Genomic DNA, 24,447 nt, shown 5'->3' on the forward strand with positions numbered 1-24,447 from the left:
GCGGCTCCTCCGCTCACGGCGACCCCGGCCCGTCCTTCCCGGCACCCGGCTCGTGCGGCCCCCGCGCCGTACCGCCCGAGGAGCCGCCACCCGGTGTCGTACGGCCCGGAGCCGTATCGCCGCCCGAGCCCACGCCGTCCGAGGAGCCGCCGCCCGAGCCCTCGCCGCCCGGCGTCGTACCGCCCGAAGCCGTATCACCGCCCGCGTCGCCGCCCTGCGCGTCGTCGCCCGAGCCCGGGCCGTCCGAGCCCCCGCTGTCCGGGGGCGTGCCGGCGGCGTCGCCCTCGTCGACCTCCTGGACGCCGCGCTGGAGCCCCAGCCACGCCGCGAGCGCCGCCGCGGCCATGATCCCGGCCATCACGTAGAAGACCGTCCTGGTGGAGTACGCGAAGTCGAGGCGGACGAAGTGCGGGATGGTCGAGTTGCCCTGGGTGGAGCGGTGGGCCTGGGAGAGGTGGTGCGCCTCGGAGTTCGCCTGCGCGGCGGGCACCCCCTGGCCCACCAGCGAGGAACGCAGATGGGACTCGAAGCGGGCCACCGAGATCGTGCCGAGCACCGCCAGGCCCAGGCTCGCGGAGTAGTTCCGCACGGTCTGGGTGATGCCGGTGGCCTCGCCGTAGGACAGCCGGGAGGCCCGGTTCACCGCGTCGGTGCTCGCCGGGGTGAGCATGAGGCCCATCCCGGCGCCGGCGATCACGATGTACCACTCCTGGTTGCCGAAATCGAGGTCGGTGACCTTGCCCGCGAGCAGGTAGAAGCCCACCGCGCACAGCGCGCAGCCCAGCACCACCGGGCGCTTGGCGCCGCCGCGGTCCAGCATCCGCCCGCCGAACTGCGAGGCGATCACGAAGCCGATGAAGAAGTAGAGCAGGTACAGCCCGGCGCCGGACGCGGACTTGCCGAGCGAGATCTGCGCGTACTCGCTGGCGAAGAAGAAGTACGGGATGAACACCAGCATCGCGATGCCGAGCACCAGGTTCTCCACCGCGAAGGCCCGGTTGGCGAAGATCCGTACCTGGATCAGCGGGGAGGAGGTGCGCAGCTCCAGCCGGTGGAAGACCACCAGCAGCGCCACTCCGACCACGATGCACACCCAGATGCCCGGGTTGGACCAGTGCCAGATCTGGGACTGCTGGAAACCGAAGACGCTCAGCCCGATACCGGTCACGATCAGCGCCAGCCCGCGGTAGTCCATCGGGGCGGGCCGGTGCTCGGTGACCGGCTTCGACAGCGAGATCAGCACCAGCGCGATCACCGCGACCGGGATGTTCACCCAGAAGATGGACCGCCAGGTCCACTCGGTCAGCCAGCCGCCGAGGATCGGGCCGACCGCCGTCAGCCCGCCCGCGATGCCGAAGAACAGCGCCAGCGCCTTCCCGCGCTCGCGCAGCGCGAACGTCTGCACCACGATGCCCAGCGCCGCCGGGAACATCAGCGCGCCGCCGAAGCCCTGCACCGCCCGGAACGCCACGATCCAGGTCTGCGCCACGGCGCCCTTCGGGGTGAGCCCGCACAGCAGCGACGAGGTGGCGAAGACCAGCACACCCATCACCACCACCCGCCGGTGCCCGAGGGTGTCGGCGAGCCGCCCGCCGTAGGCGAAGAACGCCGCCAGCGACAGCAGGTAGGCGTTGACCGCCCACTGCACACCGGTGCTGGACAGCTTCAGCTCGTTCTGGATCTCCGGGACGGCGATCGACACGATCGTCTGGTCGATGAAGGTCATCGCGACGGCGAAGATCATCGCGGCCAGCACGAGGTTCTTCGATCGCCCGCCGCTGTGGGCCGTGACCGCCATCAGCTCTCCTCACCCGCTCCTGGGAGGACCGTTCCGCTCCACCTTGTGGCACGGCGGCAGGTCCCGCCAGCGACGGGAGACCGGACGTGATCGTCCGAAAGGGGACGGAAAGCGGGCGCCCGGGCCGCCCCCTGTGCCGGGGCGCGCGGCGGAGATGTCAGGATGGAGCCCATGGACAACAAGGACAACGTCTACTTCGACATCTCCATCGACGGTGCGCCCGCCGGGCGGATCGTCTTCCGCCTGTTCGACGACGTCGTGCCGAAGACCGCCCGCAACTTCCGTGAGCTGGCCACCGGCGAGCAGGGCTTCGGATACGCGGGCTCCGCCTTCCACCGTGTCATCCCGGAGTTCATGCTCCAGGGCGGCGACTTCACCAGCGGTGACGGCCGCGGCGGCAAGAGCATCTACGGCAACAAGTTCGAGGACGAGAACTTCCAGCTCCGCCACGACCGCCCGTTTCTGCTGTCCATGGCCAACGCCGGCCCGAACAGCAACGGCTCGCAGTTCTTCGTCACCACCGTGGTGACGTCGTGGCTGGACGGCAAGCACGTCGTGTTCGGCGAGGTCGTCGAGGGCCAGGACCTGGTCAAGCAGATCGAGGGCAAGGGCTCGCGCAGCGGCACCCCCAGCGCGAAGGTCGTCATCACCGAGTCCGGCACGGTCAAGACCCTCCAGTGAGCCACCCGCGCTCATCTGTACGGCCTTCCGCCTGACCCATACAGGCGTACGGCGCCCCCGCAGCGGAACACCCGCGGCGGGGGCGCCTTACGTTCGGGGGCCGGCCGGCCGCCTGGCGCTCGCCCCGCCTACCGCCCGGGCTCGGCACGCAGGGACGTGACCAGGTCGCGGGGCAGCCCGTGCGTGTCGTGCAGGTAGGCGTAGTCGTCCTCGCCGAGCGGCCCGGCGAAGCGGCGCTGGGACAGCACCCGCCGGCCCCGCTCCAGCTGGGAGGCGAACCGCCGCTCCTCGGCGAGCAGCACCTCGCGCACCCCGGGGCCCTGCTGCGGGCCCTGCGGGCGCAGGCCGAAGTGACGCAGCGCGACCTCGACCGGCTCCGGCGGCAGGTCGCCGAGGGTACGCTCCGGGTCGTCGCGCCACAGCAGCGTCAGCACCCGGCGGACCAGCCGCCGCAGGACGTACCCGTGCCCGGTGGCGGCCGGCCGTACCCCGTCGGCCACCAGCACGGCGGCCGAGCGCAGGTGATCGGCGACGACCCGGTGCGTGGCCAGGTCGCCGGGCCACAGTCCGGGCAGCACCTCGCGCCAGGCGTCGAAGACGTCCGAGTGGTAGACCGACGGCTTGCCCTGAAGGATCGTCACCAGGCGTTCCAGGCCCATGCCGGTGTCCACGCTGCCGCGCGGCAGCGGACGCAGGGTGCCGTCGCCCTCGCGCTGCCAGCGCATCGAGACGTGGTTCCAGATCTCCACCCAGCGCGGATCGGTGCCGGGGGTGCCGGCCGGTTCACCGTCGCCGGTCCAGACGAAGATCTCCGAGTCGGGACCGCACGGGCCGGTCGGGCCGTTGGTCCACCAGTTGTCCGGGCCGAGGCGCTCCACCGGCACCCCCAGCTCGCCCCAGGCGCGCTCGGCCCCGGTGTCCGGACCGAGCCCGTCGCCGGGGTGGCCGGTGTCGCCGCCGAAGACGGTGGCGTGCAGCCGGGCGGGCGGGATGCCGTAGCCGTCGACCAGCAGCTCGTGGGCCCAGGCGATGCTGCGGGCGCTGTCGTAGTCGCCCAGGGACCAGGAGCCGAGCATCTGGAAGGCGGTCAGGTGGGTGGCGTCGCCGACCTCGTCCAGGTCGGTGGTGCGCAGGCAGCGCTGCACGTCGGCCAGGCGCACCCCGGCCGGGTGCGGGCGGCCGGTGAGATACGGGGTGAGCGGGTGCATGCCCGAGGTCGTGAACAGCACCGGGTCGCCGGGCGGCCGCACCAGCGAGGCGCCGGGCAGCACATGGTGGCCGCGGTCACGGAAGAAGTCGAGGAAGGTACGGACGGTCTGCTCGCTGTCCATGGCGGGAGCCTTTCCGGTGCGGGCGAGCGGAAAGCGGCCGCCGGAGGGCTGCGAGCGGGAAGGAGCGCGAGCCACGCGCACCCGGCGGACCGTTTCCGGTCGCCGGGGGAGTGGGGTGAGGTCAGGCGGCGGCAACCGGCGAGCTGGTCGCTCGCGCGGTCGCGGAGGTGGTGCGTGGCGTGACCTTCATGCCTCGACCGTAACAGCACCGGCCCGGCCGGCGCCGCCGAATTTCACCGGCGTGCACAAACCTGGCATTTACCATCATTCGCCAACTATGGGACAGTGAAGTGCAGCGTGTGGTTTCGGCGTGTGCACCTCAGCGAGGGGAGCCGAGGACGATGACCGCTCACGGCGCCCTGGACGGCGGCGACCCCGAGCCGGACAGCCCGTTCGGCCGCTCCTCCGCCGTGTTCGCACAGTTCGACGGCCCCGACCACACCCTGCGCGGCGCCAACCCCGCTTTCCACGACGTGCTCGGCACCGACGCCGCCGCCCTCGGCCGCCCGCTCGCCGACAGCGTGCCCGAGCTCGCCGACCAGGCCCTGACCGCACTCCTGGACGAGGTCTACCGCACCGGCCGCCCCTACTCCGGCCAGGACATCCTGCTCCGCCTCGACATCGGCGGCCACCGCCACGAGGCGTACTTCGACCTCACCGTCGAGCCCCGCCACGCGAGCTCCGGGCAGGTCCGCGGGGTGCGGCTGCTCGGCGTCGACATCACCCCGGTCAAGCACGCCCAGGCGCTCGCCGCCGAGCAGCGCGCGCTGCTGGAGCAGATCGCCCGGCACGCGCCGGTGCGCGAGGTCCTGGAGGGCATGACCCGGGTCATCGAGGAGCTGTCGCCCGGGGTGATCGCCTCCGTGCTGCTCGCCGACCCCGACGGCCTGCACCTGCGGCACGGCGCCGCGCCCAGCCTGCCGGACTTCTACAACGAGGCCATCGACGGCCTCGCCACCGGGGAGGGCATGGGCTCGTGCGGCACCGCCGCGCACCGGCGCCGGCCCGTCGTCGTCACCGAGATCGCCACCGACCCCTCCTGGGAGGGCTACCGCGAGCTGGCCGCCCGCGCCGGGCTCGCCGCGTGCTGGTCCACCCCGATCTTCTCCGCCGGCGGCCAGCTGCTGGGCACCTTCGCGATGTACCACCGCGCCCCTCGCGCCCCGCGGGCATCCGACCGCGCGCTCAGCGCCGCCTTCGCCCGGATCGCCGCCCTCGCCGTCGAGCGCCACCGCGCCGAGGAGGCCAGAGCCGTCGCCGAGGCCAAGGAGAAGGCCGCCCGGGAGGACCTGGCGTTCCTGCTGGAGGCCGGCACCGCGCTCGGCCACGACCTGGACTACGAACAGACCCTCCAGCACCTCGCCCGGCTGTGCGTGCCCGACCTCGCCCCGGTGTGCGTGATCGACGCGGTCTCCGACGGGCGGATGCGCAGGGTCGCCGCGCACGCCGAGGAGCCGCGCCAGCAGCAACTGCTCGCCGCGCACGTCGACGGCGCCGACCTGCCCGGCGCCCCCGACACCACCCGGATCGCCCGCGGCGCCCCCGACACCCCCGGCCCCTGGGACGCGCTCGACGTCACCGGCCACGTACGCATCCCGCTGCGCGAGCGCGGCAGCGGCTACGGCACCCTGACCCTGCTCACCACCGGCGACCACCCGCTCGACTGGCGCCGGGTCGCCCTCGCCGAGGAACTGGCCCACCGCGCCTCCACCGTCGCCCGCAACGCCCGCCAGTACCACGACCGGGCCCGGCTCGCGCACGACCTCCAGGCCGGCCTGCTGCTGGCCGACATGCCCGAACTGCCCGGCGGCGAACTGGCGGCCTACTACCGTCCGGCCGGCGAGGGCCTCGACATCGGCGGCGACTTCTACGACGTGTTCCCGCTGCCCGGCGACCGCTGGGCCTTCATGATCGGCGACGTGTGCGGGCGCGGCGCGCCGGCCGCCACCATCACCGCGCTCGTCCGGCACACCGCGCGCGCCGTCGCCCCGCTGCTCGCCGACCCCGTCGCCGTGGCCGGCGCGATCAACACCGCGCTGCTCGAACGGGTCCCCGGCACCGGCGGCGACTTCGTCACCCTCGTCTACGGCCATCTGCTGCCGCGCGGCGACCGGCTCGACATCGACCTGGTCAGGGCCGGGCACCTCATGCCGGTGCACCACCGGCCCGGCCGCCTGCCCGCGACCGTCAGCAGCGAGGGGATGCTGCTCGGCGCGTTCGCCGAGGCCGTGCCCGAGGCGGCCACGCTGCGGCTGCACACCGGCGAGTCCCTGGTGCTGAGCACCGACGGCATCACCGAGTCCCGCGACTCGACCGGGCGGCAGTTCGGCGAGGCCGGCATCACCCGCGCGCTGGCCCGCGGCCGGCCGGTCGCCGCGCACGAGGTCCTCGGCAGCGTGATCAGCGCCGTCACCCAGCACACCGCCGGCGTCCCCACGGACGACGACCAGGCCCTCCTGGTCCTCACCGCCCGGTGACAGGGGGTGCCCCTGAACGGTCGGGGCGGCGCCCGGGAGGGGGCCGGGGCGGGCCCGAGCGGGGGCCGGAGGACGGCTCGAACCGTTTCCCGGAGGGAAGGGGCAGGCCGTATCGACGCTGTTCGGACGAGAAGTGCGCGGGCCCCGGAGTTAGGTTGGTGACATGGAATCGAGCGGCGCCGACGGGCAGCCGGTCGGTTGGCGGTCGCTCAAGTCGCCACCGATCCTGTTCGCCCTGGCGGTGGCGGCGCTGGTGCTCCTGCTCGCTGTCGACCTCGCGGGGGGTCGCGACATCCGCCTGGCCGGCTTGATGGTCGCCGTGCCGGCGCTCTCCGCGGTGTTCCTCGGCCCGGTGGCGGTCCTGGTGATCGCCGTCCTGACGATCGGCGGGATCACCTGGGCCTCCGACGACAACGCGGCCATCACCACCGCCAACTTCCCCGTGGTGATGGCGACCGTCCTCCTCGTCGGCGTCGCCTCCGTGCTCGCCGCCCGGACCCGCCAGCGCCGCGAGCGCCAGCTCGCCCAGGCCAGAAAGGTCGCGGAGGTCAGCCAGCGGGCCGTGCTGCGCCCGCTGCCGGACCGGCTCGGCCCGGTGACGATCTCCTCGATGTACCTCGCCGCCGACGAGGAGGCGGCGATCGGCGGCGACCTGTACGCGGCGGGGGTGAGCGACCGCGGCGGCACCCGGGTGCTCGTCGGCGACGTGCAGGGCAAGGGCCTGGCCGCCGTCGAGGTCGCGGGCCTGCTGCTGAGCGCGTTCCGCCGGTCGGTACGCGCCCGCGTATCGCTGCCGGCGCTGCCCGGTTTCCTCGACCGGGGGCTGCGCGCCGACCTGATCGACCTGGAGGACGACACCGACCTGTGCGCACCGGACACCCGGCCGCACCTGCCCGGCGAGTCCGACTACCTGGAGCGGTTCGTCACCGCGGTCGTCGTCGACATCGCCGCGGACGGCTCCGGCCTGCGGATCGCGAACTGCGGGCACCCGCCGCCGCTGCTCATCCACAGCGGCACCGTGCACCAGCTCTTCCCCGAGTTGCCCGACCTGCCGCTCGGGCTGGGCGACCTGGCCCGGCCCGACCAGCACATCGACACCCACGACCTGGCGCTCGGCGACATCCTGCTGCTCTACACCGACGGCGTCATCGAGGCCCGCGACGCCGACGGCGCCTTCTACCCCCTCGCGGACCGCCTGGCCGACTGGACCCGCGACACCCCCGAGGCGCTGCTGGAGGACATCCGCGCCGACCTGCTGCGGTACTCCGCGTCCGGGCTCGGCGACGACATCGCGATGGTCGCGCTCCAGCGGGTGACGTAGCGCCGCCGCGAGCCCGGCCGCTGTGCCCGGCGGCAGGGCGATCAGCGGGAACGCCCTGCCAGGCGTCGACACCCCTGCGGGGCGGCCCCTGTCGACGGTCCGGCCGACACCGGACCGCGTGCGGCGCGAGCCTTTCGGGCGGGTTACGCCCCCGCGCCTCCGCCGGCACTTCCGCCCGCGCCGCCGGACCGTTCGGTCGGGTACGGCCAGGGCTCGTGCGGGGGCGCGGTGCCGAGCCGGCCGGGTTCGGGCTCCGGGTGCGGTTCGGGCTCGGGGCGCGGGGGCGGCGGGAGGAGTTCGCGGACCAGGAGCGTCGCCCCCGCCACCGCGCCGGGCATCAGGACCACCGCGACGAACGGCACCAGGAAGACCACCGCCAGCGGCACCCCGAAGCCGAGCACCAGCGGCAGACGGCGCCGCAGCAGGCGCGTGCGCGCGGTGAGATCGACATCGCGCCGCTCGCACGCCACCGTGCACAGCTCCAGGGCGAGGAAGAAGCCGGAGACGCAGAAGCCGACCGCCGGCACCGCCGTCTGCCCGGCCACCGGGATGAACCCGGCCGCGAACAGCACGACCCCGAAGCCCACCGCCCACAGCAGCACCCGGACACCGTCGCGCACGGCGACCCACACCTCGCGCCACAGCGGCCGCTCGGGAGCCTCGGGGCAGTCGCCCTCGCTCCGCTCCACGCGCGCCGACAGCGCCTCGTAGAAGGGGTCGCCGACCAGCAGCGTCACCGCGGTGAAGGAGATCACCGACAGCAGCAGGCCGCCCCCGAAGAGCATCGCGGTCAGCACCCCGCGGAACGCGCCGGACCACGGCGACGCCCAGTGGTCGGCGAACGGCGTCGCCCAGTCCACCAGGTCCCCGGCCCACAGCACGAGCGCGACCAGCGCGACGACGTACCCGACCAGCGTGATCAGCGCCGGGATCATGCCGAACCGCCAGTCACGGCGGTGCCGCAGCACCCACCGCTGGCCGTCGACGAGCAGCCGTACGCCCTTGATCACGTCACCCATGCGGGGGATCGTACGGTACCGGCACGCCGTGCGGGGCAAGGGAATCGGGCCCGCGGCGCCGGTCCCGGTTCAGCCGGTGGCGCCCTCGCCGGTTCCCCCGGGGAGGATCACCGTCATGCCCGTGGGCGAACCGTCGCTCATCGCCGCCAGCGCCCCGGGCGCCTCCGGCAGCCCGATCTCCGAGCGGACCAGCAGGTCGGGCCGCAGCACCCCCGCCGACACCTGCCGCAGCATCTCCGGGTAGGCGTGCGCGGCCATCCCGTGGCTGCCCAGCAACTCCAGCTCCAAGGCGAGCACCCGGCCCATCGGCACCTCCACGGCGCCCGCCGCCAGCAGCCCCACCTGCACATGGCGGCCGCGGGCCCGCAGCCCGGCCACCGAGGCGGCACACGTCATCGCGGAACCGAGCGCGTCCAGCGACACGTGCGCGCCGCCGCCGGTCACCTCCCGGACCGCGGCCGCGGTGGCGTCCGCGGTCGGCTCGGGCGCCAGGCACACCGCCGCACCGATCGACCCGGCCAGCCACAGCGCCTCCGGCGACGGGTCGACCGCCACCACCCGCGCCCCGCCCGCCACCGCCACCATGACCGCGGACAGCCCCAACCCGCCGCAGCCGTGCACGGCCACCCACTCGCCCGGCCGCACCCGGCCCTGCGCCACCACCGCCCGGTACGCGGTCGCGAACCGGCAGCCGAGCGCCGCCGCGGTGGTGTACGGCAACCCCTCCGGCAACTCCACGAGGTTCACCTCCGCGCGCCGCACCACCACCAGGTCCGCGTACGAGCCCCAGTAGGTGAAGCCGGGCTGCTCCTGCCGCTCGCACACCTGCTGGTCGCCGCGTGCGCAGGCCGCGCACCGGCCGCACGCGTGGACGAACGGCGCCGTCACCCGCGCCCCGGCGCGCACGCCCCGCACCCCGGCGCCGACCGCGACCACCTCGCCGGCGAACTCGTGGCCCGGCACGTGCGGCAGCGTCACCGAGTCGTCGTGGCCCTGCCACGCGTGCCAGTCGCTGCGGCACAGCCCGGTCGCCGCCACGCGCACCACCGCACCGCCCGGCGGCGGTTCCGGGTCGGCCACCTCCCGGACCTCGGCGAGCCGCCCGAACTCCTCGAACACCACAGCCCGCACGGGCCGCACCGCCTTCCTCTCCCGCCGCCCCGTCGCGGGCGGTCCGGCCGCCAGCATCCCAGCCGGCCGCGCCGGGACCGCGCCGACCCGGCCGTACGGCGCGGCAGGGCGCTGTGTGCCACGGGGCCGGGCGGCACCGACGACCGTCCGGCGCCGTACTACCGTAGGAAAGGACGAACATGGCGATACGCTCGCATACGTGACGATCCCTCACCGAAGCCGCCGGTCCCGGGCGCCCGGGAGCCGGCGGCGCGGCCTCGCCCAGTGGTCGCCGCTGCTGCTGACCGTCGTCATCGGGGTGCTCGCGGTGGCCACGCCGAAGGCTTTCGCGGTCAGCCGGCTGCTGCCCGCCGCGCCCGCGCTGGCCGCGTCGATGTGGACGGTCACCGCCACCGTACTGCTCGGCGTGCTGACGCTGGCCGCGATGCTCGCCATCCAACTCGCCTTCGACGAGCCCGCGACCACCTTCACCGCGGTCGCGATCGCCGGCGTCACCGCCGCTGCCGCGTACGCCGCCCATGTGCGGTTGCAGCGCGAGCGCACGCTGACCCAGGTCCGCTCGGTCGCCGACGCGGCCCAGGCCGTGGTGCTGCGGCCGGTGCCGCGCCTGCTCGGCGGCGTCGGCATCGAGACGCTGTACCTGGCCGCCGCCGAGGAGGCCCGGATCGGCGGGGACTTCTTCGCGGCCGTCGACAGCCCGCACGGCGTACGGGTCCTGCTCGGGGACGTGCGCGGCAAGGGCCTGTCGGCGGTCGGGGTGGCCAGCGCCATCGCCAACGGCTTCCGCGAGGCCGCCTACGACGAACCCGACCTGGCCCGGCTCGCCCGCCGGCTGGAGAGGAGCGTCAACCGCTACAGCGACACCATCACCGCACCCGACGCGGGCGAGGGGTTCGCCACCGCGATCTTCGCCGAGGTCCGGCCGGCCCGGCGCGAGGTCACGCTGCTCAACTGCGGCCATCCGGCACCGTTGTTGCTGAGCGGCGGCAGCGGCTCCGGGGGTCCGGACGGCGGCTCCATCCGCGTGCTCCACCCGTCGGCGCCGTCCCCGCCGCTGAACATGGCCGCGCTGATCGGCGGGGAGTACACCCTCGACACCGTCGCGCTCGCTCCCGGCGACCGGCTGCTGTTCTACACCGACGGCGTCACCGAGACCCGTGACCGGGACGGCCGGTTCTTCCCGTTGACCGAGTGGATCGCCCAGCAGCCCGCGGTGTCGCCGCCGCACCTGCTCGCCCTGCTGCACCGGCAGCTCCTGAGCTTCAGCGAGGGAGCGCTGGACGACGACATCGCCGCCCTGGTGGTGCGGTGCGACGGCGCCACCGACCACCGGGCCGCGGCGCCGTCCGGTGCGTCGCCGGCCTCCGACCGCTGAAATCCGGCGGCGGCGCCGCCCAACCCTGTGCGAGGATCGCCCCTTTGACGTGGCGACGGCGCAACGCACGGGCGGAGGGCGGACGATGACGGTGACGGGATCGGCGGCGCGGGCGGACGACGGGCGCGGAAGCGGGGACGAGCCGGAGCGGCAGGTGCAGCACAGGCTGCGGGTGGCCGCGTACGGGGTGTGCGTGCGCGACGAGCAGCTTCTGCTGTCGCACGCGGTCGCGTTCGGACGGTACCCGGCGGGCTGGACGATGCCGGGCGGCGGCCTCGAACACGGCGAGGACCCGCTCGACGCGGTCGTCCGCGAGATCGAGGAGGAGACCGGCTACCAGGTCGCCGTCGACCGGCTGCTCGGCATCGACTCCTTCCGCGGCAGCCGCGTCCTCGACTCGGGCGTCGTCGACGACTTCCAGGGGATGCGGATCATCTACCGCGTCCATGTCATCGGCGGCGAGCTGCGGGACGAGGTGGGCGGCTCCACCGACCACGCGGCCTGGGTGCCGCTCGCGGACGTGCCCGCCCTCGACACGGTCGAGCTGGTCGGCGTGGCCCTGCGGCTGCACCGCGAGCAGCCCCCCGCCGGCCGGCTCACCCCGCAGGACCTCTGACCGGCGCCGATGGCCTGCCGCGGGCGAGCGGCGCCCGTATGGGGCGGTGACGCGGGCCGCGCACCGGGCCGATCCCGCGCTCGGGCCGGCAGGGGTGGGCCTGTTGGTGATGCCGGGGGGCGGCGGGTCTCGGAGCGGAGCTGGGGCTGGGCTGGGGCGGTTGCGGTCCTGCGGTTGGGCCGGGCGCCCCGAACTGCTTCCCGGCCAAGGAAGCGCCGGCCTTCGACGGGGACGACGAGTCGGAGCGCTCGCTGGTCGGGGCCGTGACCGGACGCGCGCCGGACCTGGCTGTTCCGGAGTCGTTGCGGCGCTGCGCGCGGGCGCGGGTCGGCACGCCCGACCGGTTCATCAACCTCTCGCCGGACACGCCCGCGCTGAGGGACCGCCGGCGCACGATCCGGCCGCGACACGTGCAGGCGCTCGCGGAGGCCGTCGCCGCGGAGCGCGGCCGGCCCGCCGACGACCTGGCCCGCACTGCCCCGGTCCACCTCGTCCCGGACGGCTTCTCCCTTGCGGTCCAGTCCGCCGACCCCGCACGGATGATCGGCGCGGCGTTCGCCGTCGTCGAGCCCGGTCGGCTCCCGATCGCCCGCTCCCCGCCCGCCTCCCGGCCGCCTGCCCCCCGGTCGGGCGGCCAGGGACCGACCCCCGGCCGCGCGGCGGGGAAGGTGACCCGGTCCGGTGCCGCCGCTCAGGGCGCGTTCAGGCTGCCGTCCGGGTGGCGGACGCCGGTCGCCCAGCGCTCGTGCAGGAACTTCGTCGGCGGGAAGCGGACCGCGGCCTTCTCGTCGAGGTCGACGCCCCAGCCCGGCGCGTCGGAGGGCGCGAGGTGGCCCTCGCGCACCACCGGGGTGCCCGGGAAGACCTCGTGGGTGGCGTCGTTGTAGGTGTGCGACTCCTGGTAGCCGAAGGCCGGGGTGGAGATGTCGACCGCGAGGTTCGCCGCCACGCCGACCGGGGAGATGTCGCCGGGGGAGTGGAACGCGGTGCGCACGCCGAGCAGTTCGGCCAGTGCGACGAGTTTGCGGGTCGGGGTCAGGCCGCCGACCGCGGAGGTGTGCAGCCGCAGCAGGTCGATCCCGCCGTCCTTGATCAGCCGTGCCGCGTCCGTGACGTTGCCGATCTGCTCGCCGACCGCGATCGGCACCGGCGACGCGGCGCGCACCTCCGGCAGCCGGTCATAGTACTCCGGCGCGATCACGTCCTCCAGGAACGACAGCCGGTACGGCTCCAGTTCGCGGGCGAGGACCACCGCCTGCTTCGGGGTCAGCCGGCTGTGCACGTCGTGCATCAGGCTCACCTCCGCGCCCAGCCGCTCCCGCGCCGCCGCGAAGAGCTCCGGCGTGGCCCGCAGGTACTGCGCGACGTCCCAGCCGTCCGGGTGCGGCGAGCGCGGATAGCCGCCGCGGGTGCCGGGCGCGCCGTACGTCCCCAGCCCCGGGCCGCCGACCTGGAGCCGCACATGGCGGTAGCCCCGCGCCAGCAGCTCCTCGGCCTCGGCGAGCGTCTCCTCGACGGTGCCGCCCGCCGCGTGCGAGTACACCTCGACGGCGGATCGGCTGCGCCCGCCGAGCAGTTCGTACACCGGCATCCCGGCGCGCTTGCCCGCGATGTCCCACAGCGCCTGGTCCACGCCGGACAGCGCGTTGCCCAGCACCGGGCCGCCGCGCCAGTACGACGAGTAGTGGATCATGCGGGTGATGTCCTCGATGTCGGCCGGGTGCCGCCCGACCACGAGCGGGCCGACGTGCTCCTCGACGGCGGCGACGACCGCGGCGTACCGCTGGGTGAAGGTCGCGCAGCCCAGCCCGTACAGGCCCGGCTCCGAGGTGTCGACGCGGACGACGACCAGCGGCATGCCCTCCGGCGCCGTGACGATCGCGCGGACCGCGGTGACCCGCAGCCGGTCCCGGCCCGGCCAGGGCGGCGCGGCCTGCGGGAGCGCGCCGGAGTCGTCGAGCAGGCGGTCGGGGCCTGAACCGGTCATGGGGATTCCCCTGTTCGCGGATAGAGCGAGCGGACGGGGTCATGTTACGTTTCCCGCACGGCAACGTCATATTGCTTTTGTCATCGCGCAAGAACGCAACATTCGTCCGGTCCGCGGGCGGTGTGACCGTCGGCGCCACCGAGAGGAAGAAGCCACCGTGAAGGTTCTGGTCACCGGCGCGGGCGGCCTGCTCGGCCGCGAAGTCGTCACGCACCTGCGGGAGTCGGGGCACACCGTACGGGCCCACGACCGCACCGCCCCGGGCCCCGCGACCGCCGACGAGGTCGCCGGCGGGGACCTGCTCGACCCCACCCGGCTGACCGGACTCCTCGACGGCGTCGACGCCGTCGTGCACGCCGCCGCGCTGCCCTCACCGGAAGCCGCGCCCCACGACGAGGTCTTCGGCAACAACGTCCGGGCCGCCTACCTGGTTCTGGACGCCGCCGGCCGCGCGGGTGTCCGCCGCGCCGTCAACATCTCCAGCCTGTCCGCGCTGGGGCTGGCGTTCTCCGCGCACGACGCGGCACCCCGCTTCGTGCCCGTCACCGAGGACCACCCCTACGTCGGCGACGACGTGTACGGCCTGTCGAAGTACGTCAGCGAGACCATCGCCGCCACCACCGCCCGCCGCTACGGCGGCACCGTCGTCTCGCTGCGCTTCCCCTTCCTCGGCACCGGCGAGCGGCTGCGCACCCACCTGGCCGCGGTGCACCGCGACCCCGGCTTCGACCGCGGCTCGCTGTGGGGGTGGCTGGACACCCGCGACGCCGCCCGCGCGATCGGTGCCGCGCTCACCGCACCGGTCGAGGGGCACCCGGTGATCAACGTCGCCGCGCCCGACACCACCGCCCTGGAACCGACCGCGGAACTGCTGCGCCGCTACCACCCCACCGCCCGCGTCGACACGCCCCTCGACGGTTTCGCCGTCCCCTTCGCCCTGGCCCGCAGCCGCGAACTGCTCGGGTTCACCCCGCGGTACACCTGGCGCCCGTAGCCGCCTCGGCTCTGCCGTGGCTGCCCGGAGCCCTGTTCGCGGCCCGGCCGGGACGGCGGGCGGTCAGACGGGCGCGGGCACCGGCTCCTCGGGGACCGGCTGCTGGAGCGGGAAGTGGCAGGCCGCGGTGTGGCCGGGGCCGAAGGAGCGCAGCGCGGGCTCCTCGGCCGCGCACAGATCGGTGGCCAGCGGGCACCGGGTGCGGAAGCGGCAGCCGGACGGCGGGGCGGCGGGGCTGGGCAGTTCGCCGGTGATCGCGGCGCCGCGCTTGGCGCGCTCGGCCGCCGGGTCCGGCACCGGGACGGCCTCCAGCAGGCCCGCGGTGTAGGGGTGGGCGGCGCGCAGGTGGATGTCGTCGGCGCTGCCGACCTCCACCAGCCGGCCGAGGTACATCACGCCGATCCGGTCCGCGAGGTAGCGGACCACGGCGAGGTCGTGCGAGATGACCACGTACGACAGGCCGTGCGACGCCTGGAGCCGCTTCATCAGGTTGAGCACCTGGGCCCGCACCGAGACGTCCAGCGCGGAGACCGGCTCGTCGGCGACGATCAGTCGCGGGTTGAGCGCCAACGCCCGTGCCAGGCCGACCCGTTGGCGCTGGCCGCCGGAGAACTCGTGCGGGAAGAGGTCCAGGCCGCGCTCGGGCAGGCCCACTTCGGCGAGCAGTTCGGCGACCCGGGCCTTCTGCTCGCGCGCGGTGCCGATGCCCTGGATGCGGAGCGGCTCGCGCAGGATGCCGCCGACCCGCATGCGCGGGTCCAGCGAGGAGAACGGGTCCTGGAAGACCATCTGCAGGTCCCGGCGGCGCCGGCGCAGCTCGCGGCCGCGTACCTTCGCGAAGTCGGTGCCGTCCAGGGTGACCGTGCCGGCGTCGGGCCGGTCCAGGCCGACCAGCAGGCGGCCGAGCGTGGTCTTTCCGCAGCCGGACTCGCCGACCAGGCCGAAGGTCTCGCCGTGTCCGAGCGTGAAGGAGACACCGGACACGGCGTGCACCACCCGCCGGCCGTGCCCGGGCAGCCGGGCCCCGCGCACCGGGAACTCCCTCACCAGGCCGTGCGCTTCGAGCAGCGGCCGGTCCGGGTCGGCCGGCTTCGTCTCGGGGGCGGCGGTCCTGGCCTCGGGCGCGGCGGGGCGCGGCACCACGGCGGTGGCGCCGGCCGGCCGGGGCCCGTCGGTGGGGTGCCAGCAGGCGTACCGGTGCTCGGCGGTACCGATGAGCACCGGCTCGTCGGTGCGGCACTGATCGGTGGCATACGCGCAGCGGTCGGCGAAGCGGCAGCCGGCCGGCGGGTCGGTGAGGTCCGGCGGCAGGCCGGGGATGGTGGGCAGTTGCCGGGCCGGGTCCTGGTCCAGCCGCGGCACCGAGGCCAGCAGGCTCTGGGTGTAGGGGTGGCGCATGCCGCGGAAGAGCCGTTCGGTGCGGGTGCTCTCGGCGATCCGGCCGGCGTACATCACGTTGACCCGGTCGGCGTGCCCGGCCGTGACCCCCATGTCGTGGGTGATGAGGATCATCGCCATGCCGAGCCGGGAGCGCAGGTCGGCGAGCAGGGTGAGGATCTGCGCCTGGATGGTGACGTCGAGCGCGGTGGTGGGCTCGTCGGCGATGAGCACCCGGGGCTCGTTGGCCAGCGCCATGGCGATCAGCACGCGCTGGCGCAGGCCGCCGGAGAGCTGGTGCGGGTAGTCGTCGAGGCGTTCGCGCGGGTGCGGCAGCCCGACCAGGCCGAGGACCTCGGCGGCGCGGTCGGCGGCCTCGGCCCGGGTGCAGCCGCGGTGCAGCAGGACGGGTTCGGCGACCTGGTGGCCGATGGTCTTGGTGGGGTCCAGGGAGGTCATCGGGTCCTGGAAGACCATCGCGATGTCGTTGCCGCGCACCCGGCGCAGCTCGTGGTCGGGCAGCCCGACCAGCTCGCGGCCGTCCAGCCGTACCGACGAGCCGTCCAGCAGCCGGCCGCCGGGCGGCAGCAGGCCCATCAGGGACAGGCCGGTCATGGACTTGCCGCAGCCGGACTCGCCGACCAGGCCCAGCGTCTCGCCGGCCTCCAGGTGGAAGGAGACGTCCTCCACCGCCCGTACGACACCGCGACTGGTGCGGATGTGGGTGGTGAGGTTCTGGACGTCGAGCAGGGGAGGCATGCCGTTCCTCGATTCGTCGCCGGCCCCGGCCGCCGGCCCGGGAGCGGGCGCGGCGGCGGAGCGGTCACGTGCGTTGCAGGCGGACGTCCAGCGCGTCGTGGAAGGCGTCGCCGATCAGGTTGAAGGCCACGACGGTGATGATGAGGACCACCGCGGGCGGGTACACCAGCCACCAGTACCCGTCGTACAGGTAGTCGAGGCCGCCGGTGAGCATCGTGCCCCAGTCGGCGTGCGGCGGCGGCAGTCCGAGCCCGAGGAAGCTCAGGGTCGACAGGGTGAGGATGGAGTCGGCGATGGTGAAGGTGGCGCTGACGATGATGACGCCGGCCGCGTTCGGCACCAGGTGGCGCAGCACGATCCGCCGGCCGGTGCCGCCCATCATCCGCGCCGCCTGGACGAACTCCCGGGTGCGCAGGGTCAGTACCTCGCCCCTGACCAGCCGGGCCGCGGCGAGCCAGGACAGCAGCGACATCACCACGATGATCAGCCACAGCGACGGCGTGAACATGCTGACCACGATCAGCAGCAGCACCAGGCCGGGGATGGCGAGGAAGGTGTCGACGGCCCGCATCATCACCGCGTCCACCACCCCGCCGAAGTACCCGGCGAAGGCGCCGTACAGGGTGCCGATGACGGTGGTGGCCAGCGCGACCGCGAAGCCGAGTTCCAGCGAGGAGCGGCCGCCGGCCATCAGCCGGCCGAGCACGTCGTAACCGGAGGCGTCGGTGCCGAGCGGGTGGCCGCCCCCGGGCGGCAGTTCGGCGAGGTCGAGGTGGACGGTGACCTGGTCGGTCCGGTACAGCAGGGGTCCGATGAAGCAGAAGGCGGCGACCACCGCGACGATGCACAGCCCGGTCAGGGCCCGGGGGTTGCGCAGGAACGCGGCGGCCGACAGCCGCCCGGAGCCGCGCCGGACGGTCAGGGCGCCGGCCTCGGGCGCGCCGGCCTCCTTCGCACCGGTCTCCGTCGCACCGGCTCGGGGCGCGCCGGTCCCCTTCGCATCGGCCTGCGGCGCACCTGCCCCCTTCGCACCGCCTCCCGGTGGGTCCGCCTCCGGTGAGCCGGCCGCGGCCGGCCCGGTGTCATGAGTGGTCATAGCGAATCCGAGGGTCGAGGAGGCTGTAGGCGATGTCCGCGAGCAGGCTGCCGACGACGGTGGCCACGCCGACCACCAGCGTCGAGCCGAGCAGCACCGGATAGTCCTTGCCGGTGGCGGCCTGGTAGAACAGCAGCCCCATGCCCGGGTAGTTGAAGACGGACTCGGCGATCACCGCGCCGGTGACGATGGCCGGCGCCGACAGGCCCAGCACGGTGATCACCGGCAGCAGGGAGTTGCGCAGCACGTGCCGGCTCAGCACCAGCCGGCCCGGCAGCCCCTTGGCGCGCGCCACCAGGATGTAGTCCTGGGCGAGCGTGCTGATGGCTGACGAGCGCATGTACCGGCTGAACCCGGCCACGGTGACCAGCGAGAGCGTCACCACCGGCAGCACCAGGCCGCGCGGGTCGGACAGGATGCCGGCGACCGACTCGGCCTGCGGCGCCTGGGAGGGCAGCACGTGCAGCTGCACCGAGAAGAGGGCGACCAGCAGCAGCGCGAAGAAGAAGTCCGGCATCGAGTACAGCACGAACGACACCACGGTGAGCACGTGGTCCACCGCGCGGTCCCGCCGTACGGCCTGGTAGATGCCCATCGGCAGCGCGACGGCCAGGGCGACCACGGTGGACAGCCCGAGCAGCACCGCGTCGCGCGGCAGCCGCTGCGCGATCAGCGTGGACACCGGCTGGTGCAGCGAGTACGACGTGCCGAAGTTCCCCTGGGCCGCCTGCTTGACGAAGTCCACGAACTGCACCGCCAACGGCCGGTCCAGGCCGTTGGCGGCGTTGAAGACCGCGATCCGCTCGGAGTTGGCCCGCATGCCGAGCGTGGCCCGCGCGGCGCTGCCCGGTTCGAGGTGGATCAGCGCGAAGGTCACCACCATCACGCCGATCACCACCACGACCGCCTGACCGGTCCGGCGCAGGAGGTAGGCCGTCACCGGGCGCCCGTCACGAGGTCCCCGCCCGTCACGAGGTGTACGCCCGTCACGAGGTGTACGCCCAGTCCTCGTAGGCGACCGTGCCGGAGAACGGGTTGAGCGGCACCACGCCCTGGAGCTTGCTCCGGTACACCAGCAGGCTGCTGCGCAACGGCACCCACAGCCACGGCAGTTGCTTGGCGGCGTAGTCCTCGTAGGTGGAGAACGCCTGCGAGGAGGCGCCGTACTCGGTGGCCTTGATCAGCTTGTCCATGGTCGGGTCGGAGTAGCCGCCGAGGTTGCCGGAGCCGCCGGTGTCGAAGAAGCCGGTGCCGTTGGGGTAGAGCGGGTACGGCTCGTAGCCGAAGTCCGACAGCTGCCAGCTGCAGCCGGACGCCGGGTGGGACTGCGCGGTGCAGGCGCCCATGGTGCCGAGCAGCGTGTTGAACGGCTCCGCCTTGAGGTTGAGGGTGATGCCCGCCTGCGCCTCGGAGGACTTGATGGCGGCTTCCTGCTCGTCGGTGGTGGCGCGGCCGGAGGAGTAGACCATCTGGAAGGTCAGCGGCTGGCCCGCCTTGATCCCCGCGCCGCACTGGGAGGCGCCGGTGCCGGGGCTCTGGCAGGTCGTGGTGCCGCCCGGCACCACCTTCCAACCGTGCGCCTGGAGCAGGGACTTCGCCTTGTCCGGCGAGTACGGGTACGGTCCGCCGGACTTCTCCAGCGGGGTCGCCCAGGTCTCGGTGGCCTTGACCGGCACCGGTCCGTTGCCCGGGTCCGCGTAGCCGTTGTAGACCTTGGAGACGATCTGCGGGCCGTTGATCAGGTACTGCATGGCCTGGCGGACGTAGAGCTGCCGCAGCACCGCGCCGACCTTGGCGTTGTACAGGTTCGGCAGGATGCCGGCGACGCCGGGGATGGGCACGCTGGCGATCGAGTAGCCGCTGGAGCGCAGCGCCTGCGCCTGCTTGACGTCGTTGAGCGGCAGTCCGGCCACGTCGAGGGAGCTGCCGGAGCGCAGCGCGTTGAGCTCCGGGGTGTCGGTGGTGAACGGCTGCATCACGAGCTTGTCGACCGACGGCTTCGCGGAACCGGAGTACGCCGGGTTGGGCACGTAGCTGTAGTAGCCGTTGCTGCGGAACTCCTTGAGCTTCCAGGGCCCGTCGACCACCTGCCACAGCGGGTTGGTGGCGAAGCTGCCGATCTTCGCCCCCTCCTTCTGCAGGTAGGAGTAGACCGCCTTCGCGCCCGCGGTGGTCGTGTCGTGGTCGCCGACCGCGCCGCCGGCGGAGGTCTTGTCCCAGGCGTGCTGGGGGAGCAGCGGGATCGTGCTGAGCACGTCGTCGGTGTAGAAGTCCGGGTTGTACGACCGGGTGAGGTCGAGCACCACCGTATGGGCGTCGGGGGTGGCCACCTTCGCCACGTCGTCCGGGAAGAGCCCGGGCAGGTGCGCGGCCCAGTTCTTGGAGTTCGCCTTGAGGAGGTTGTAGACGAAAGTGAAGTCCCGGCTGGTGAGGGGCTTTCCGTCCGACCAGTTCCAGTCCTTGAGGTGGATGGTCAGCCGCTTGTCGCCGTTCGAGTAGTCGAGCGAGGTGAACAGGCTCTTCTCCTTGTTCACCTCCGCCTTGGCGCCGTCGCCGGGGTAGACGAGGTACGGCCACAGCGCCTCGGTGAGGTTGGCGTTCCAGCCGTTCTGGTTGGTCGCCGGGACCAGCGGGAAGATGAAGTCGGGTACCGCCGCCACCTCCGCGACCGTGAGGGTGCCGCCCTTCTTCACCGGGCGCTTCGTCGCGGTCGCGTGCTGGCCATCGGAGATCGAGCCGTGGTCGCCCCCGCCCCCGCCGCCGGTGCACGCCACGGCGGCCATCGCCAAGGCCGCCGCCACCGCGACACCTCTGGTACGTCGGATCACGCGCATGCGTGTCATCGCCCTCCCCACTCGTGCGGCACCACATCGGGACCGATGAAGACGTGGCATACGGCAGGTGCACGACAAGCATCGGCTTGAAAGATCTACCCGGGCCCGCGTGGGCTGAAGCGCCACGAACGTCGATGTCCCGAACTCCCGCCGCTGCGGGAGGGCGCTCGTTGATCAACGACCAGCATGGTGGGCGAATGTTGCGGGAGTACTGCGACAGTGTGTCACTGTCCCGTCCACCTCGACCTGCTCGTGCGGCACGCGGGTCCCGGCGCTCTCGGCATTCCCGGGGGTTCCCGACATTCCCGGGGTTCCCGGCGCCCCCGGGGTTCCCGTCGGGCGCGGCACGGTCGGGAATCCCGCGCGGCGCCGAGCCGTTGGCCTGCTGACGACGCGTGACCTGTCGCCCGCTCGGCGGAAGTTACGGGCGCGGGCGCCGGCGGCGGGGTCGTAGGGCGGCTGCCGCCTCCAGCCGACGGAACGAGGGCGCGCGGGCGGTGAGGAGTCAGGCGATCGGCGGCGCGAGGTATTCGAGCGCGTAGCCGGCGGCGCCGTCGCGGGTCACGCGTCCCACGCCGGGCGAGTCCAGGTGGGCGCCGGCCACGAACTGTGCGGGTGCGGCCAGTTGGTCGAGGAGAGCGTGTCGCGACGCGCGTGCCTGCGCCTGGTCCTTGTCGAACTCCCATGACACGTCCGGCCGGGCGAACTGCAAGGAGGGCACGTGAACGGTGTCGCCCCACACGAGCAGCCGACCGGCGTCGCTCCTTGCCTCGTAGACGGTGTGACCGGGTGTGTGCCCGGGAGCCGGAACGGCCGTGACGTGGTCGGTGACGGCGGCCGGGTGGGTGACGGGGACGGCGCGGTCGCGGAACGGTTCGAGCCGCCCGGTGAAGACGGAGGTGTCGCCCGCGCCGATCCACACGCGCCGGAGCTCGGGGAACGCTTCCGCGCCGTCGGGGGCGACGAGGCCGCCCACATGGTCTTCGTGGCGGTGGGTGATCGCCACGTCCGTGATGCCGTCCCGGTCGACTCCGGCTTCGTCCAGGGCGTCGAAGAGCGATCCCATGGTGGAGTGCCAGGTGTCGGACGCGCCGGTGTCGATGAGGACGGAGGTGGGTCCGTCGCTGACGAGGAAGGCGTTGACCGACAGCCGCAGGTTGCCGTCGACCAGCGGGACCGTGTCCGGCAGCGTGTCGAACGGGCCCCCGCTCTCGTCGCGAAGCAGGGTCGGCGGCATGTCGAGGTGGCCGTCCCGCAGGGAGATGACCCGGAGGTCGCCGAACTCGAAGGTGGCGTGGAGGGGACCGCTCGAAGTGAGGCGCATGAGATCTCCGTCAGGTAGTCGTGGCCGCTCGGTACGCGGGGGGCAGCCCGCCCGGGCAGCAGGGTTGCGGCGAGGGGCGCGACAGCGGTCGTTCCCGCGCCGGTGAGGAGGGGAAGCCGCCGTGTGAGGTGCCGCTCGACGATCTTCCTCTCTCCCGGCCGCGTCGCGCGGCCGTACGGGTGAACCGGGGGCGGCGCGGGCCGCCGGTCGCCGCCGGAGGCGGTCGGGGCGCGGAGAGTTGGGGGAGTGCGACCGGGCGGCGCCGTAGCGGCGCGCGGCAGGCGCACGCACACCGCATCACTGTCGAGCGGGCGGAGAAACGCACGTGGCTGTCCGAGTTGCCGTCATCTACTACAGCGCCACCGGGAACGTCCATCAGCTGGCCCAGGCCGTCGCCAAGGGGGCCGAGAGCCGGGACGCCGAGGTGCGTCTGCGCAGGGTCCCCGAACTCGCGCCCGACTCGGCCATCGACGCCAACCCGGCCTGGCGCGCGCACGTGGACGCCACGAAGGACGCGGTGCCCGAGGCGACCCTCACCGATCTGGAGTGGGCCACCGCGTACGCCTTCGGCACGCCGACCCGCTTCGGCAACGTCACCGCCCAGCTCAAGCAGTTCATCGACCAGACCGGCGTGCAGTGGCAGGCGGGCGTCTTCCACAACAAGCCCGCCACGAGCTTCACTTCGGCGATGAACGCGCACGGCGGTCTGGAGTCCACGCTGCTGTCGCTGAACAACGTGTTCTACCACTGGGGTTGCATCATCGTGCCGCCCGGCTACACCGACCCGGTGCTCTTCGCGGCCGGCGGCAACCCGTACGGCACGAGCTGGGCGAGCGGGGGCGGCCAGGGGCCGGACCAGGCGACGTTGGACGCGGCGCACTACCAGGGCAGGCATCTGGCGGACATCGCGGGGCGGTTGGAGGGCTGAGTGTCCGTGCGTGCGAGCTCCCGGGCCGGGCGGTCCGGGAGTTCGCGCGGTCCGGGAGTTCGGGCGGTTCGGGCGGTTCGGCCGGTTCGCGCGGGGGATTGGCCGAGAGTTGATGTGGACATGGCGAATCACCGACGCTAGCGTGCGAGTTGGTCTAGACCTGACCTGGACCGTACCCCCACCTCTGGAGTCCACCATGCGCAAGAAGATCGCCACCGCGGTGGTCGGCGTCGGCGTCGCCTCCGCGTTCGCGCTGAGCACCGGCAGCGCCAGCAGCCACGGCTACATCAGCACCCCGCCCAGCCGCGCCGCGCTCTGCGCCGCCGGCACCGTGACGAACTGCGGCGACATCCAGTACGAACCGCAGAGCGTCGAAGGCCCCAAGGGCTTCCCGGCCGCCGGCCCCGCCGACGGCAGCATCTGCAGCGGCGGCAACGCGCGCTTCTCCCAGCTCGACGACCCCCGCGGCGGCGCGTGGCCCGCCACCCACGTGACCGGCGGCCAGAGCTACACCTTCACGTGGACGCTCACCGCCGAGCACTCCACCACGGACTTCTCCTACTACCTGACCAACAGCAGCTACGACCCCACCAAGCCGCTGACCCGCTCCGAGATCAACACCACCCCGTTCCTGACCGTGCCCTACAACGGCGCCCAGCCGCCCGCCACCGTGGTCCACCAGGGCACGATCCCCACCGGCCACACCGGCAAGCAGCTCATCATCGGCGTGTGGACCATCGCCGACACCGGCAACGCCTTCTACTCCTGCGCGGACGTCCAGTTCTGACCCGCCGGGCCGCCCGCGCGACGGCCTCGCCCGGGTCGCGGGCCTTCGCGGGGTCGGCCGGCCTGCCTGCGGGTGGGCCGCCCGACCCCGCTCGCCCACGGCTGCCTGCCCACCGCCCCGGCAACCGGCTGCGCGCCACCGGGTACTACCCGCTGGAGCGCTACGGCATCGACGCCGTCGTGGTCTTCCCCCGGCTGCGCCCCTTCCTGCCGGCCGACGCCGTCGCCCGCGTCACCTCCGCCCGCACCGCCTTCGACGGGACGGTCGGCGGGCTCGGCCCGTCCGCCGCCTTCGGCACCGCCTGGCCGATCGCGCTGCTCGCCTTCGGCCCGCCCCTGGCTCGCGGTCCGGGCGCTCGCGGCCTGGCCGGTGGCCTGGGTCGCCCACCGCGCCGCCCTCCAGGCCGCGGTCGCCTACGGCCAGGAGGCGCGCGTCGTCCTCGACCTGCACCGGGGCGCCCTGCTGCACCACCTCGGGCTCGAGGTGCCGGGCGGGGCCGGCGCCGAACGCCGCGTGTGGGACGACCTGTCGCAGTTCTACCTGCGCAACCTGCCGCTCACCGCGTACGTTCCCGCGCCGGCCGCGCACCCGCCGTCGTAGCCGAGGGGCACG

19 protein-coding genes are annotated in these 24,447 nt (G+C 73.8%); 9 read left to right on the plus strand and 10 right to left on the minus strand.

Annotation, left to right across the window (positions count from 1 at the left end; genetic code table 11):
• Window positions 1-13: 13 nt before the first annotated feature.
• On the minus strand, window positions 14-1,798 hold the full coding sequence (locus tag ACIPAE_RS18135; protein WP_402446184.1) for an MFS transporter: 1,785 nt from the start codon (window positions 1,796-1,798) through the stop codon (window positions 14-16).
• Window positions 1,799-1,969: 171 nt separating this feature from the next.
• Between ACIPAE_RS18135 and ACIPAE_RS18140 the strand changes: the two genes are divergently transcribed.
• Window positions 1,970-2,479 (plus strand): peptidylprolyl isomerase, encoded by a 510-nt coding sequence (locus ACIPAE_RS18140; protein WP_328473349.1) that lies wholly within the window; start codon window positions 1,970-1,972, stop codon window positions 2,477-2,479.
• A 128-nt stretch (window positions 2,480-2,607) separates the two neighbouring features.
• On the opposite strand, the gene ACIPAE_RS18145 is transcribed toward ACIPAE_RS18140, so the two are convergent.
• Window positions 2,608-3,810, minus strand: a complete 1,203-nt coding sequence (locus ACIPAE_RS18145; protein ID WP_366413150.1) for an alanine--tRNA ligase-related protein — start codon at window positions 3,808-3,810, stop codon at window positions 2,608-2,610.
• A 341-nt stretch (window positions 3,811-4,151) separates the two neighbouring features.
• On the opposite strand from ACIPAE_RS18145, the gene ACIPAE_RS18150 reads away from it, so the two are divergent.
• Window positions 4,152-6,287 (plus strand): SpoIIE family protein phosphatase, encoded by a 2,136-nt coding sequence (locus tag ACIPAE_RS18150; protein ID WP_402446188.1) that lies wholly within the window; start codon window positions 4,152-4,154, stop codon window positions 6,285-6,287.
• A gap of 163 nt (window positions 6,288-6,450) precedes the next feature.
• On the plus strand, window positions 6,451-7,608 hold the full coding sequence (locus ACIPAE_RS18155) for a PP2C family protein-serine/threonine phosphatase (RefSeq protein ID WP_366413152.1): 1,158 nt from the start codon (window positions 6,451-6,453) through the stop codon (window positions 7,606-7,608).
• Window positions 7,609-7,751: 143 nt separating this feature from the next.
• Here ACIPAE_RS18155 and ACIPAE_RS18160 read toward each other — a convergent pair whose 3' ends face one another.
• Together ACIPAE_RS18160 and ACIPAE_RS18165 are read right to left on the minus strand one after the other, a co-directional pair.
• A complete protein-coding gene (locus ACIPAE_RS18160; protein ID WP_402446192.1) occupies window positions 7,752-8,627 on the minus strand; it encodes an EI24 domain-containing protein in 876 nt (291 codons plus the stop codon).
• 69 nt (window positions 8,628-8,696) lie between these two features.
• Window positions 8,697-9,758: a zinc-dependent alcohol dehydrogenase family protein gene (locus tag ACIPAE_RS18165; RefSeq protein WP_402446195.1), complete on the minus strand. Its 1,062-nt coding sequence runs from the start codon at window positions 9,756-9,758 to the stop codon at window positions 8,697-8,699.
• A gap of 199 nt (window positions 9,759-9,957) precedes the next feature.
• Between ACIPAE_RS18165 and ACIPAE_RS18170 the strand changes: the two genes are divergently transcribed.
• Together ACIPAE_RS18170 and ACIPAE_RS18175 are read left to right on the plus strand one after the other, a co-directional pair.
• Window positions 9,958-11,133: a PP2C family protein-serine/threonine phosphatase gene (locus tag ACIPAE_RS18170; RefSeq protein ID WP_402446198.1), complete on the plus strand. Its 1,176-nt coding sequence runs from the start codon at window positions 9,958-9,960 to the stop codon at window positions 11,131-11,133.
• 85 nt (window positions 11,134-11,218) lie between these two features.
• Window positions 11,219-11,749 (plus strand): NUDIX hydrolase, encoded by a 531-nt coding sequence (locus ACIPAE_RS18175; protein ID WP_402446201.1) that lies wholly within the window; start codon window positions 11,219-11,221, stop codon window positions 11,747-11,749.
• Window positions 11,750-12,440: 691 nt separating this feature from the next.
• On the opposite strand, the gene ACIPAE_RS18180 is transcribed toward ACIPAE_RS18175, so the two are convergent.
• Window positions 12,441-13,736, minus strand: a complete 1,296-nt coding sequence (locus ACIPAE_RS18180; RefSeq protein ID WP_328473365.1) for an enolase C-terminal domain-like protein — start codon at window positions 13,734-13,736, stop codon at window positions 12,441-12,443.
• 157 nt (window positions 13,737-13,893) lie between these two features.
• Here ACIPAE_RS18180 and ACIPAE_RS18185 point away from each other — a divergent pair, with 157 nt between their 5' ends.
• Window positions 13,894-14,730, plus strand: a complete 837-nt coding sequence (locus ACIPAE_RS18185; RefSeq protein ID WP_402446206.1) for an NAD-dependent epimerase/dehydratase family protein — start codon at window positions 13,894-13,896, stop codon at window positions 14,728-14,730.
• Window positions 14,731-14,793: 63 nt separating this feature from the next.
• Here the strand turns inward: ACIPAE_RS18185 and ACIPAE_RS18190 are convergent, their stop codons facing one another.
• The 5 genes from ACIPAE_RS18190 to ACIPAE_RS18210 all read right to left on the minus strand — a co-directional run bounded on the left by ACIPAE_RS18190 (window position 14,794) and on the right by ACIPAE_RS18210 (window position 22,120).
• Window positions 14,794-16,866, minus strand: a complete 2,073-nt coding sequence (locus ACIPAE_RS18190; RefSeq protein WP_329361406.1) for an ABC transporter ATP-binding protein — start codon at window positions 16,864-16,866, stop codon at window positions 14,794-14,796.
• Between the two features lie 64 nt (window positions 16,867-16,930).
• Window positions 16,931-17,962 (minus strand): ABC transporter permease, encoded by a 1,032-nt coding sequence (locus ACIPAE_RS18195; protein ID WP_402446210.1) that lies wholly within the window; start codon window positions 17,960-17,962, stop codon window positions 16,931-16,933.
• Entirely contained in the window at window positions 17,949-18,902 is a 954-nt protein-coding gene (locus tag ACIPAE_RS18200) for an ABC transporter permease (RefSeq protein ID WP_328473373.1), read from the minus strand. Before ACIPAE_RS18200 ends, ACIPAE_RS18195 begins: the two co-directional genes overlap by 14 nt.
• 46 nt (window positions 18,903-18,948) lie before the next feature.
• Window positions 18,949-20,796, minus strand: coding sequence for a peptide ABC transporter substrate-binding protein (locus tag ACIPAE_RS18205; protein WP_402446213.1), 1,848 nt, complete (start codon window positions 20,794-20,796; stop codon window positions 18,949-18,951).
• Between the two features lie 505 nt (window positions 20,797-21,301).
• A complete protein-coding gene (locus tag ACIPAE_RS18210; protein ID WP_402446215.1) occupies window positions 21,302-22,120 on the minus strand; it encodes an MBL fold metallo-hydrolase in 819 nt (272 codons plus the stop codon).
• Window positions 22,121-22,445: 325 nt separating this feature from the next.
• Here ACIPAE_RS18210 and wrbA point away from each other — a divergent pair, with 325 nt between their 5' ends.
• From wrbA to ACIPAE_RS18225, 3 genes are all read left to right on the plus strand, one after another.
• Window positions 22,446-23,048, plus strand: coding sequence for an NAD(P)H:quinone oxidoreductase (wrbA, locus tag ACIPAE_RS18215; protein ID WP_328473383.1), 603 nt, complete (start codon window positions 22,446-22,448; stop codon window positions 23,046-23,048).
• Window positions 23,049-23,244: 196 nt separating this feature from the next.
• A complete protein-coding gene (locus ACIPAE_RS18220; RefSeq protein WP_329361396.1) occupies window positions 23,245-23,835 on the plus strand; it encodes a lytic polysaccharide monooxygenase in 591 nt (196 codons plus the stop codon).
• Window positions 23,836-24,204: 369 nt separating this feature from the next.
• Window positions 24,205-24,435 carry a hypothetical protein gene (locus ACIPAE_RS18225; RefSeq protein ID WP_402446217.1) on the plus strand — a complete coding sequence of 77 codons (231 nt, stop codon included), beginning with the start codon at window positions 24,205-24,207 and terminating at the stop codon, window positions 24,433-24,435.
• Window positions 24,436-24,447: the final 12 nt, after the last annotated feature.

This window comes from Streptomyces sp. NPDC087270 (assembly GCF_044744625.1).
Taxonomy (GTDB): Bacteria; Actinomycetota; Actinomycetes; order Streptomycetales; family Streptomycetaceae; genus Actinacidiphila.